The sequence below is a fragment of the Paenibacillus sp. 01T422 genome, assembly GCF_056398785.1.
On the sequence record NZ_JBFTQB010000126.1, the window covers coordinates 1 to 10,645 of the forward strand.

The following is a 10,645-nucleotide window of genomic DNA, read 5'->3' on the forward strand; positions in this document are numbered from 1 at the left end:
CGCCTTGAACGCCAAGCGTATTCTGCGCGGTCACGGCAGTAATCACCGACATGCCATAGACGCCCAGTTCTTGGAATGTCTTTAGATCGGCCTGAATTCCCGCTCCTCCTCCGCTATCAGATCCCGCGATCGTCAACGCTTTGTAAATGGACATTTGGTTTGGCTCCCCCTTTCAAATATGTCGTCGTGTAAGACCTTGTCTAACGGACTGAGCTACCTCTATTCGTATCAATTTGGGATGAATTACGATGTAACGGACTGGAGTAGCGCTATTGCTTTGATATGACCTATATCCGGCTAGAATAAGAGCAATAAAAATCTGCAAATAGCGACTCCTCAGTCCGTTAACTCCTTCTCATGCCGCCGAATAGTCGAAATAACGCCTGACAGGTCCGCAAGGAATTTCATCCCATCCCTAAACCCGGCTAAAACCATCCATCGGGCTGCTTGCGGAAGCATAACGCTTCTTCGGAATCCGTCCAGCCTCGAAGCCGGCACGTCCCGCTTCAATAGCGAGTTTCATGGCGTAGGCCATTTTAACAGGATCCTTAGCACCCGAAACCGCTGTATTCAGCAGCACGCCATCCGCACCCATCTCCATTGCCAGAGCAGCATCCGATGGAGCACCAATACCCGCATCGACGATGACTGGCACCGTTGCCTGTTCAATGATGAAGCTCAGGTTAAGCGGATTGATAATGCCTTGCCCTGTGCCAATTGGTGAAGCTCCCGGCATGATGGCATGCACGCCAAGTGCTTGCAGACGTTTCGCCAATAACACGTCATCCGACGTATATGGCAGCACGATGAAGCCCTCTTCCAGCAGCATTTCAGACGCTTTCAATGTTTCAACCGGGTCAGGCAGCAGCGTCATCTCATCACCAATGACTTCTACTTTAATCATGTCGCAAAGCCCGGATGCCTTCGCCAATTTGGCGATACGCACGGCTTCCTCTGCTGTCTTGGCTCCTGCCGTGTTCGGCAGTAACGTGAAGTTCGACACATCCAGCATGGACAAGAAATTCGGCTGGCTCGCCTCAAAAATATTCATCCGCCGCACCGCAAACGTCAAAATCTGCGACTCACTCACATCTACAGCCTGCTTCTGAATATCAAAATTCGGGAATTTGCCTGTGCCTAATAGTAATCTTGAACGAAACTCATATGGACCGATTTTTAACATGGTTAATTATCCCCCTCCAACAAAATGAACGATTTCGATTTGATGTCCTTCAGCTAATTCCGTTTTCATGTGAGCTTCTTTTTGTAAAATGTTGTGATTATGCTCGACAACGAGCATTTTCTCTTGCAGTTCAAAATGTGCAAGCAGTTCTTCAATGGTCCGAATCGTATCCGGAACCTCGACGCTTTGTCCGTTAATGTGCAGTTTCAATGCTGTGCAGCTCCTCTCCTTGTAGTCGCCCGCTTCCTCCCCGCTTGGGTGCTCCCGACAGATCGGGGCAGAAGGCATCCAATTCCGGCTGCAAGTTGCCCACATCCTCACCTGAAACAAGCTGAGCAATGACCTTCCCAGTAATTGGGCTGAGCAATATCCCATTGCGATAATGCCCGCAGGCCGTAAATAGCCCCTCATACGCTGGGACTTTGCCGATGTACGGCATGCCGTCTGGCGTCTGCGGACGCAGGCCTGACCAAGCTTTCTCCCACTCAGCTTCACCGATTGCAGGCATCAATTGCTTCGCTCTTGCCATCAGCTCTGTCAGTCCGGCCAGCGACACCTTGCGGTCGTAGCTGTTCGGCACAACCGTTGCTCCGACGAGCAGCCGTCCTCCCGCTTTGGGCACAATATAGCACCCTGGCGTGAACAGGGTCTTCTGCAGCTCACGCTTCTCGGTGAGAACCGAGAAGCACTCCCCCTTCACGGGATACACCGGAAGGTCGATCCCGCTGCCAGCGAGGAGCTGACCGCTCCACGTCCCGGCTGCCACGACAACGTGGTCGCTATGCAGCGGTCCCTCGCTCGTCATGACGCCGATGACGCGATCGCGCTCCGTCAGCAGCCCATGTACCTGGGCGAATTCTTGCAGCTTCGCCCCGAGCACACGCGCTGCCTGCGCGAATGCCGCCGCCAGCATCGGCGCCTCCACCTGCCCATCTTCGGGCAGGTACAGTGCTCCGCGCGTCGCCTTGCTCAGCGCGGGTTCGAGCTCTGCGGCTGCGGCTGCGCTCAGCCACTCCGCTCTTTCGCCCGCAGCGTGCTGGAGCTTCTCCCGCGCGCGCAGCTCTTGTTCCTGAGCGTCGCTGAGCGCGACGTTCAAGAGCCCTTCACGGACGAGACCGATGTCGATGCCCGTGAGGCTTACTAGTTCCCCGCTCAGTTCGGGGAACATCGCTCTGCTATGCCGGGCCCACTGGAACAGGGGCCCAGTGTCCTCCATCTCGGACTGCGCTCCGAGCATGCCGGCTGCGGCAGCCGAGGCCTCCGTCCCTAACCTGCTGCGCTCCAGCAGCGTGACGGACTGGCCTCGCTTCGCCAAGTGATAGGCGATGGAAGCGCCTATCACGCCTCCGCCAACGATGATAACGTCACTCGTATGCTTCATATCTCTCACCTCTGGTTTCTTCTAGCTGCAATTCTCGGATATAGGCTTTTACCGTTTCCACAGGATCAGCCGCCTCCCAAATGCCGCTCATCACTGCGATGCCAGAAGCTCCCGCAGCAAGTACAGACTTTACTCTAGCGGGTGTCATGCCACCGATTGCGATGACCGGAATCGTGACCTGCTCTGCAACATTCCGCAGTTGTTCGAGCCCTCTTGGCCCAACCCCCAACTTGGAATTCGTCGCAAAAATATGCCCATACAAGACGTAATCCGCCCCCTCCCGCTCGCGCTTCAGGGCTTCCTCTACGCTATGTACGGAGACTCCCGTTCGCTGCACGCTTTGGCTTTGACAGCTCTCTCTTATCGCCAATAGCGGCGGAGAGTTTTCGGGAAGGTGCAAACCTCCAAGTCCAGCAGCGGCTGCCATCCAAGGATAGCCGTTGACATAGAGGGTTTGGGCAGGTACACCCTTTTCCAACAAATACTGTACACCTATAAAAACTTCATCCATCGGTTTCGTTTTCTCGCGAATATGAATGGCAGTGACATAGGGATGAATCTGGACTGCAATCGCCGCCATATCCTTCCAAGCCAGCTTGCCGCTCGATATCACATGCAGCTCGCACTCGGACATTGAAGTCCGCCTCCTCACTTTTTGAACCGTTGTATCAATAGACAAGACACCCGGCAGCGCCAATCAGGACGCAAAAAAACCACTTTTCCTAAGAAAAGTGGTTGTAGGTTGCCCGCATAATAATCATGCAAAAATGAGGCGCCAAAAGTCCGGTTTCCACTTTCCTCCGCTGGTATGACCCAGTTCAGGTTCAAAGGGTTCAGATTGCTCTGTCTCAGCCTTGCGGCGCCCCTAGGGATACATTCGTATTCATTTGTTCATTATCATAACACGGTATCCAGTCGTTGGGAAATAGAAATTTCCATCTCATCTTAACCTAGTCACCCGGCCATATTGCTCTTATAATAGGGAGAACGCTTACCTCGGCCTTTATTACCCATTGTCAGGAAGGATGATCACCTAGATGCTCTCTCAATTGAATCGCCAACTGGAAAAAATCTTGCCCCTCATCACGCCAGTCAGCGTACTTATCGGTGTTTTGCTCGGCAGTCATTTATCCGGTTTTACCTTCTTATCGCCTTGGCTGTTTGCCTTTATGACGTTCTCGGGCAGCATAAGCTCCAGCTTCAAGGAATTTGTGAAAGTTATCGTCCAACCGCTTCCACTCATTACTACGCTGCTGATTTTGCATGTTGGTATGCCGCTGCTTGCCCTTGGGCTCGGGCACACTGTTTACAGCAATGAACCGTTAACTATCACAGGACTCATTCTGGCTGCAGCCATTCCAACAGGTATTACAAGCTTCGTGTGGGTCGCCATTTATCGCGGAAATATCGTGCTGACGCTCTCCATTATCCTCATGGATACCGTTCTTTCACCATTTGTTGTCCCTTATACACTCTCTGCGCTGGTCGGAACGAAAGTCCAGATGGACACTTTTGCCATGATGCAAGGTCTGTTCTTCATGATCGTCGTCCCCTCCTTACTGGGCATGCTGCTCAACCAATGGACGAAAGGCAGAGTTAAGGAGCAATGGAGCGGCCGTCTAGGTCCTTTTTCGAAAATATGCATGGGCATCGTTGTCGCTATTAATAGCTCCGTTATCGCGCCGTACTTGCGAGATTTTAATGCCAAGCTGCTTGGTTTGGCTGGATTTGTACTAGCTCTCGCTTCCCTAGGCTATATCCTGGGATGGATTGTCGCGAAGCTGATGAAGTGGGAGCAGGACGTTGTCGTGGCTCTTACGTTTAACAGTGGTATGCGGAATATTAGCGCTGGCGCCGTGCTTGCTGTAGCGTACTTTCCGCCGCCTGTGGCGATTCCTGTTGTGCTCGGGATGCTGTTCCAGCAGTCGCTGGCGTCGTTATTTGGCTTTCTTTTGAACAGAAGATACGCCCTGAAAAGTGATAGGCCTAATCTGACTGTGAATCGTGCCAAACAAGTTTAACTGGGGAGCTGCCTGCGCAGCTCCTTTTTTATATTTGGAAATAAAAGGAACTTATTGTTCATTCTTCAGTCTAATATTCTGGAGGTGAAGCGCATGCCATTGTTTAAAAAACAGGCTTCTTTTCGAACAGTACTCAGTAGCTATCTCAAAAGTCCTCTGATCTGGTTTTTCATTTTGACAGGAATATTGATTGTGCCTCTTCTAGGCTACCTAGTACTTTGGATATTAGTACTTGGAGAGTAACCGCCATTAAGGAAGCAATAGTTTCCCTATATTAAGTTGGTGGATTTGATCTTCAGTCAGATCTCCCATCTTATTTTTTGCTGTCACACCGTTCAGGACAATTCCATACTTATTTTTTAAGTATTCATGGATATCTTGCATCTCGTCTTGTGTTAATTTGCTTAATTCCCGCTCTCCTTTTAATTGCCCAAGCAGTATTCCTATAACTTCAGCTGCTAAAGAGGTATTGGCTTGAATGCGCGCACTGCCATAGGCCACAGATGAGGCTCCTACGTTTTTGCCTGCTAGAATGACGTTTGCAAATCCTTTGGGAATGAAAGACCGTAATGGCATGCCATATTTATCGGGGTCTCCGCTATGTTGCCCCCAAGTGTGACTCGCTGTTCCCTGGAGATCAATAGGGTAACCTCCAATGCTTACGTTATCCCAGAACATTTTGCCACTCATCAGGTCCGAAGCCTGCAAGACATATTCTGTTTGATAACGGTTATAATCACGAATGTACAAATAATCTGGAAAGCCATTCATTTCAGCCATTTAGCCCGCGAAGAAATACTTCCTTGCTGCTTGGGGTGAATGCTGCTCCGATCTTCCCAAAACCCCACGTAAATTTATCTGTCACCGTAGTGGTTGAACCATATTTATTTTCTATATCTTTTTTGGTTAGCCGATTCGTTTCGCTCTGGAACTTCTCCCAATCTACGTTGCGGAATTTCATCATAATCGTGGCTGCCATATGCTCTTGAGCTCCGCCGAATACAGTCTCAATGCCCGGAATCCGTTCCAATTCAAGGCCACCTATTAACGCGTTGAAATCCGTATTTTCTACCCAATAGTCAGCGCTAATGGTTTTTTCTAATCCTTCTTTTGTAAGATAGGTTATGGACTTTATTTTCTGAGTGCCTGTAACGGTATCCTTTACTCTATCAATGTTGGTTATAGAGACGCCAGATTCAAGTGGTATCCCCTTAATAAGTGAATTGAAATACTGCTCAAATTCATTTGCTTTTCTGATCTCACTATTTTTATAACGCTTAAAAAGCTCCTTAACTCTTCCTTGAAGCAACGAGTGATTTTGGTCATCGACCGGCTCATCCAGAAACTGCATCTGTCCTTGAATGAGCTGTCCTCCTGGATGCTCTCTTGGATCCAGAATAGTCACCGATAACCCTTCGTCGATTGCAGCCCTGGCTAGATAGGCTCCTTCTATTTCTGAACCAATCACAACAACATGTGCTTGGCTAGAACTACGATTCTCTTTTTCCACATGAACTTTCTCCTGATCACAGGCAGCTATAAATAATAGACAAGTAAAAAGCAAACCGATTTCTAATCCCTGATATTTTCTCATCGCTTCCTCCAAATACAAATTATGGATGCTTAATTAATGACGATCTCCTCGCCATAAAGTTCAATCTCATCACACTCAGCCATTTTTAAGCTAACTTTTATCTGCAATTCAGCTTCCCTTCTCTTTTTTTTCATAATTGCGCCGTACAATGAGGTGGAAGATCAAGGATAGGAGTGGTACATAGACATATGAAAATGAAACAAATAGCCGGCTTATGCATCCTAATTCCCGCGTTGCTCAGCGGTTGCGGCAATCAAGCTGCCCCTCAGTCAGCAGCAGCAAGCACAGCGCAGCCTCAACCGAGCGCGCAAGCTTCGGCAGACACGAAGCAGCAAGGACAGAATCGTCCCGCTATGAGTCAGGCGCAAAGACAGATGTTCAGCACCTTCCAAACGCTTCTTATGATGGACAAGGCTGACGGTCTTGCGATTACTAAGGAGCAGGCCCAAGTCATGCTGCCCGTTGCGCAGGATATCGAGACCAAGGCTGAGCTCAGCGACGAGAATAAAACGAAGCTCCTCGAAAAGCTGACGGACGCTCAGAAGAAATTCATCGACGACTCTGCGAACCGGATGGCTAATCGGGGGAATGGCGGCGGGAATGGACCAGGAGCTAGCGGCGGAAATCAAGGCGATGGCACGCGCGGGAATGGTGGCGGACAAAAAGGTGGCAAACCCGACGCCTCAGCTTCACCATCGGCTTCACCGAATGCAGCAGCCGGTTCAGACGGCACGGATGCTGGGAATCAGCCTCGCGAGAACGGCGGCAAAGCAGGCGGCAACCGTCCTGCCGGGGGCAATGGCTTTGGCAATGGCGCGCAAATGAAAGATCCGGGCAAGCAGCTTGTTGAGCTTTTGCAGGAGAGAGTGAAATAAAGCAGCGATTATGCTTTTGTGGAATTACAGAGCCTCTCGATTCATTGATGACAGTTTTGGATAGATGGAAAAACTACCGCTAATCTGCTTAGCTCAGTGGCAGGGAGCGAAATAGCGGTAGGAACTCCAGCTAATGGCCCCTGGCTGGATGAAAATGTGCTAGTTTAGCGAAATTAGCGGTAGAAAATCCATTTAATTGGACAAAAATGGAATAATTGAGGGAAATAGCTGTAGAAATTGGCGTTAAGTACGCGTAATCCCGGTTCCGGAGGGTGCTCCTTTAGTGGAACTACAAGCCGCTAATTATCCAAAAGGCCATCTTTGGGCAGATAAGTGGGAACTGTAGGCCTCTATTTGGTCGTTTTCTGGCTAAATACGCCATCCTGCGGGCAAATAAGACCCTGTAGTTCCGCTTAAGCAGGGAATGTGGTGATTTCGCACAAGTAGCGGCACCTAGTTCCCCAAAGGTTGATCCAAACAGAAAAAGGGCTTCCCGTCAGTAGATTTATCTACATTCGGGAAGCCCTTTTTCTGTTCATGTTTAACCTCTGAGTGCCTGAACAACCTGCTCGGCATCAGCCTCACCGCTGGCCACCAGCTCGACGTGATCGGCAAACATATCACACATATAAACGAACAAGCTCAAAATTTCCAGCACTTCTTCGCTGTCAAAAGGACGCGCAGCCGAAATACTGTACACGTAGCGGTAATGCAGCTCATTATGCTCATTAATGCCAAAATGGCCAATCGGCAATCGCGTGTTGATCTCAAGAAGCACAGAGGCAACCTCATCGCGCTTATCCTCATCAAGGTGAAAAGGAAGCGTACTGTAAATTTGCAGCAGCTGGATCGCAGCGATCTCTTCGTCGTTCAACGGCAAAAAGCTAAAGTGCAGAAAACGTTCCCGCCCTTTTTTATCCTCCTGAAAACCTGCCATCAGCACATGAAGCGGAATCGCTTCTGATTTCTCCAACAAATTGGTGGCAAGGCCTGTCTCATCCAAAATCTCTTTCAAAAGCCCTAACTGCGCGTAATGACGCGCGTGTACATGATCTGGCAGCATATGTGTCCGCCCTCCTACTTTCTTATGCCCATTGCTTCAACTAGGCTGCTGAATCATTTAATCTGATCATTTTTAACTTTCTCACGTACAAATATACTTAGTCCCACAGCTTCAGAGAAGCAGGAAATTCGATAGAGATCCCTCCTGCATGCGAAAGAGCAACAGGCGACATCATTATCCCTGTTGCTCATACGAGATTCACCTATTTGCCGCCTCGCTGCTGAACGACATGCGTTAACTCATGTCCAAGCAGTTCCTGACCTTGATGGGAATCCGGGTTATACCGACCTTCACGGAAAAAGATATCATTCCCTGTCGCAAATGCTTCCGCACCTAACGAAGCATTAAGCTTCGACGACTCTGAATCATTATGGATGTTCACATTGCTGAAATCCGCATTAAAGGCTGATTCCATCTTCGCCTGAATCTGCGCATCCATCTTACTGCCGCTGCCCTGCTTGGATTTAATTTGYGACTCAACGGAAGCCCCTGCCTCAAACGCTTCGCCGTCTGACGATTTCATCTGCAGCTCTTCWTCCTCWGYCTCTCCGCCTTCRCTYCGCTGAACATCAGAAGCTGAAGATCCGCTATTTTCCGAGGCTGCGATCTTATCCGCCACTTCTTTGCCAACTTGATCAGCCTCTTGCTCATAGGCATCTCCAGCCGGTCCAACCGTTAGCTTCGTCTGTACGGACAGCATGCTGCCTACCGCTTTGTTGCCAATAGACCGTTGTATATTCATGAGATCTGCTCCCGCAGATTGCGCGTGTGCATTACTTTTGCTGCGAGTATGATTGTGCAGGGAAGTATCTGGCTGCCTGTTGATACGCGATAGATGCATTGGCATATGAACCCTCCTAGAATGGTAGTACTGAGTAAAATGCCATCAATCGACGGCTTGCGCCCCATCATTATCCGTATCTGAGCGCATGATGTCATCTAATTTCACTATATCATACCTGCGGATCTTTGAGGTTACATTTTGTTTGGTTTTCGATCTACGATGAGCACCGCAATATCATCCGATTGGATAGCGCCATTCGCGAAGCGGTCGACATCTTGGGTAATGTGTTCCAATAACTGTGCCGGCTGGCTGGACAATTCCTTTTTTAAAAGCTCATGAAGTCGCAAGAAGCCGTATTGCTCCTGCCGCCGATCCTCTGCTTCCGTAATCCCATCCGTATACATGATAAGGCGGTCACCCCGGTCAAGAGTCACTTCATTATCCGCATAAATCATGTCGTCCATGACGCCGAGCGGAAGGCCCTTTTTCCCCTTCAGCTGTTCCACATCCCCGTTCTCACGGACTACGTATGGCGGACAATGGCCGCCGTCACTATACTGCAAACGCCCAGTGCCTACATCAAGCACACCGCAGAAAATCGTCGCAAACATTGTAGAATCGTCTTTATACAACTCTTGATTAACGGCCGTAAGAAGCTCTCCGGGCGACATGTCTGGCGACATTTTACCCTTGAGCAAGGTCATCGTAACCGCCATGAACAGCGCCGCAGGAATACCTTTATCCGATACGTCCCCTAAAACGAAAAACAGCTTGTCGTCACCAAGTCGAAAATAATCGTAGAAATCCCCGCCTACCTCACGTGCCGGACGAATATAGGCCCTAGCTTCAACCGTAATCTCATTCGGTTCAACGAGATCTGACCCTGAACTTCCAGTCATGTACAAGCTTTGGCGTGGCAAGAAACCCATTTGAATGTCCGTTGCGATACGCAATTCGCTTTCCATTCGTTCTTTGGCAGCCGTCGTCTTCTCCAGCACATCATAGAGCATCGCATTCTCCAAAGATGCTGCGATTGGATCTGAATCGTCGAATTCACTTCCAAGCTAACATCGAACAACTGCATCGTCCGCTGGAGCTCAAGCTCAGCTGTCTTGCGCCTTCGCTCGCTGAGCTGCCACACGATGCCAATCGCCAAACAAACAAGAAGAAGGGCACCAACGACGATATTCATCAATTACGCCTCCCCAGCTCTTGGGCTCGACCTTGACACTTATTCGTTCGACTAAGAAATAGCATGGATCGCATCTGCTTCCTTGTCATAAATCGAAAAAATGGCACTAAACCCTGACATATCGAATACCTCTTTGACATTCTCATTCATGCGTACAAGCGCTAGCTTGCCTTGAATAACCTTGATCATCTTGGCTGCGGACAGCAAGCTTCTAAGGCCTGCGGAGCTAACATAGTCAAGTCCTTGTAGATCGAACACAAACTTACCATTCCCCTGCTCGACCAGCTTCGAGAAAGCAGCTTCCAAACTCGCTGAGGTATTCACATCAAGTCTGCCATTTAAGCTTAGCAGCACGATATCCCCTTGTATGCTCTCAGTAATATTCATGATATTCCCTCCTCCTGAATGCGTCGTTTTGTCATCATCAGTACATTTTCTTCATTTAGACGCTCATAGCGGATATCATCCATCACTTGTTTCACGAAGTGAATGCCCAGACCACCAATGCCACGCTCGTCGATACCAAGATCAACACGAGGGCTTTCCCTGAGC

At 49.4% G+C, this 10,645-nt stretch carries 14 protein-coding genes and 1 riboswitch; of the genes, 2 read left to right on the forward strand and 12 right to left on the reverse strand.

What is annotated here, in order from left to right; genetic code table 11:
- From AC1DUA_RS09735 to AC1DUA_RS09755, 5 genes are all read right to left on the reverse strand, one after another.
- Positions 1–154, reverse strand: a 154-nt coding sequence (locus AC1DUA_RS09735; protein ID WP_477499550.1) for a bifunctional hydroxymethylpyrimidine kinase/phosphomethylpyrimidine kinase, incomplete at its 3' end; no start/stop codon positions are given.
- A 261-nt stretch (positions 155–415) separates the two neighbouring features.
- Positions 416–1,183, reverse strand: a complete 768-nt coding sequence (locus AC1DUA_RS09740) for a thiazole synthase (RefSeq protein ID WP_315953022.1) — start codon at positions 1,181–1,183, stop codon at positions 416–418.
- 6 nt (positions 1,184–1,189) lie between these two features.
- A complete protein-coding gene (gene thiS / locus AC1DUA_RS09745; RefSeq protein WP_477499539.1) occupies positions 1,190–1,393 on the reverse strand; it encodes a sulfur carrier protein ThiS in 204 nt (67 codons plus the stop codon).
- On the reverse strand, positions 1,377–2,564 hold the full coding sequence (gene thiO, locus AC1DUA_RS09750; RefSeq protein ID WP_477499540.1) for a glycine oxidase ThiO: 1,188 nt from the start codon (positions 2,562–2,564) through the stop codon (positions 1,377–1,379). The genes thiS and thiO overlap by 17 nt, the downstream gene beginning before the upstream one ends.
- Entirely contained in the window at positions 2,548–3,198 is a 651-nt protein-coding gene (locus tag AC1DUA_RS09755) for a DUF561 domain-containing protein (protein WP_477499541.1), read from the reverse strand. Before AC1DUA_RS09755 ends, thiO begins: the two co-directional genes overlap by 17 nt.
- A gap of 144 nt (positions 3,199–3,342) precedes the next feature.
- A riboswitch (TPP riboswitch) is annotated at positions 3,343–3,441 on the reverse strand.
- Between the two features lie 160 nt (positions 3,442–3,601).
- Between AC1DUA_RS09755 and AC1DUA_RS09760 the strand changes: the two genes are divergently transcribed.
- Positions 3,602–4,585, forward strand: coding sequence for a bile acid:sodium symporter family protein (locus AC1DUA_RS09760; RefSeq protein ID WP_477499542.1), 984 nt, complete (start codon positions 3,602–3,604; stop codon positions 4,583–4,585).
- 249 nt (positions 4,586–4,834) lie between these two features.
- Here AC1DUA_RS09760 and AC1DUA_RS09765 read toward each other — a convergent pair whose 3' ends face one another.
- Both AC1DUA_RS09765 and AC1DUA_RS09770 read right to left on the reverse strand, forming a co-directional pair.
- Positions 4,835–5,365: an FAD-dependent oxidoreductase gene (locus AC1DUA_RS09765; protein WP_477499543.1), complete on the reverse strand. Its 531-nt coding sequence runs from the start codon at positions 5,363–5,365 to the stop codon at positions 4,835–4,837.
- Positions 5,358–6,179, reverse strand: coding sequence for an FAD-dependent oxidoreductase (locus AC1DUA_RS09770; RefSeq protein ID WP_477499544.1), 822 nt, complete (start codon positions 6,177–6,179; stop codon positions 5,358–5,360). Before AC1DUA_RS09770 ends, AC1DUA_RS09765 begins: the two co-directional genes overlap by 8 nt.
- Before the next feature lie 188 nt (positions 6,180–6,367).
- Between AC1DUA_RS09770 and AC1DUA_RS09775 the strand changes: the two genes are divergently transcribed.
- A complete protein-coding gene (locus AC1DUA_RS09775) occupies positions 6,368–7,054 on the forward strand; it encodes a hypothetical protein (RefSeq protein WP_477499545.1) in 687 nt (228 codons plus the stop codon).
- Positions 7,055–7,595: 541 nt separating this feature from the next.
- Here AC1DUA_RS09775 and AC1DUA_RS09780 read toward each other — a convergent pair.
- The 5 genes from AC1DUA_RS09780 to AC1DUA_RS09800 form a co-directional block, all read right to left on the reverse strand.
- Entirely contained in the window at positions 7,596–8,117 is a 522-nt protein-coding gene (locus AC1DUA_RS09780; RefSeq protein WP_477499546.1) for a YbjN domain-containing protein, read from the reverse strand.
- A gap of 202 nt (positions 8,118–8,319) precedes the next feature.
- Positions 8,320–8,964 carry an eCIS core domain-containing protein gene (locus AC1DUA_RS09785; RefSeq protein ID WP_477499547.1) on the reverse strand — a complete coding sequence of 215 codons (645 nt, stop codon included), beginning with the start codon at positions 8,962–8,964 and terminating at the stop codon, positions 8,320–8,322.
- Positions 8,965–9,092: 128 nt separating this feature from the next.
- Complete coding sequence (locus AC1DUA_RS09790; protein ID WP_477499548.1) at positions 9,093–9,911, reverse strand: PP2C family protein-serine/threonine phosphatase; 819 nt, start codon at positions 9,909–9,911, stop codon at positions 9,093–9,095.
- 233 nt (positions 9,912–10,144) lie between these two features.
- Entirely contained in the window at positions 10,145–10,480 is a 336-nt protein-coding gene (locus tag AC1DUA_RS09795) for an STAS domain-containing protein (protein ID WP_477499549.1), read from the reverse strand.
- Positions 10,477–10,614 carry a hypothetical protein gene (locus tag AC1DUA_RS09800; protein WP_477499551.1) on the reverse strand — a complete coding sequence of 46 codons (138 nt, stop codon included), beginning with the start codon at positions 10,612–10,614 and terminating at the stop codon, positions 10,477–10,479. The genes AC1DUA_RS09795 and AC1DUA_RS09800 overlap by 4 nt, the downstream gene beginning before the upstream one ends.
- Positions 10,615–10,645 lie beyond the last annotated feature (31 nt).

Excerpts from the sequence above, each read along its gene's own strand:
- AC1DUA_RS09740 (WP_315953022.1), bottom strand. The coding sequence starts at position 1,183 with ATGTTAAAAATCGGTCCATATGAGTTTCGTTCAAGATTACTATTAGGC.
- AC1DUA_RS09795 (WP_477499549.1), bottom strand. The coding sequence starts at position 10,480 with ATGAATATTACTGAGAGCATACAAGGGGATATCGTGCTGCTAAGCTTA.
- AC1DUA_RS09770 (WP_477499544.1), bottom strand. The coding sequence starts at position 6,179 with ATGAGAAAATATCAGGGATTAGAAATCGGTTTGCTTTTTACTTGTCTA.
- AC1DUA_RS09775 (WP_477499545.1), top strand. The coding sequence starts at position 6,368 with ATGAAAATGAAACAAATAGCCGGCTTATGCATCCTAATTCCCGCGTTG.
- AC1DUA_RS09755 (WP_477499541.1), bottom strand. The coding sequence starts at position 3,198 with ATGTCCGAGTGCGAGCTGCATGTGATATCGAGCGGCAAGCTGGCTTGG.
- AC1DUA_RS09780 (WP_477499546.1), bottom strand. The coding sequence starts at position 8,117 with ATGCTGCCAGATCATGTACACGCGCGTCATTACGCGCAGTTAGGGCTT.
- AC1DUA_RS09760 (WP_477499542.1), top strand. The coding sequence starts at position 3,602 with ATGCTCTCTCAATTGAATCGCCAACTGGAAAAAATCTTGCCCCTCATC.
- AC1DUA_RS09790 (WP_477499548.1), bottom strand. The coding sequence starts at position 9,911 with ATGCTCTATGATGTGCTGGAGAAGACGACGGCTGCCAAAGAACGAATG.
- AC1DUA_RS09765 (WP_477499543.1), bottom strand. The coding sequence starts at position 5,365 with ATGGCTGAAATGAATGGCTTTCCAGATTATTTGTACATTCGTGATTAT.
- thiO (WP_477499540.1), bottom strand. The coding sequence starts at position 2,564 with ATGAAGCATACGAGTGACGTTATCATCGTTGGCGGAGGCGTGATAGGC.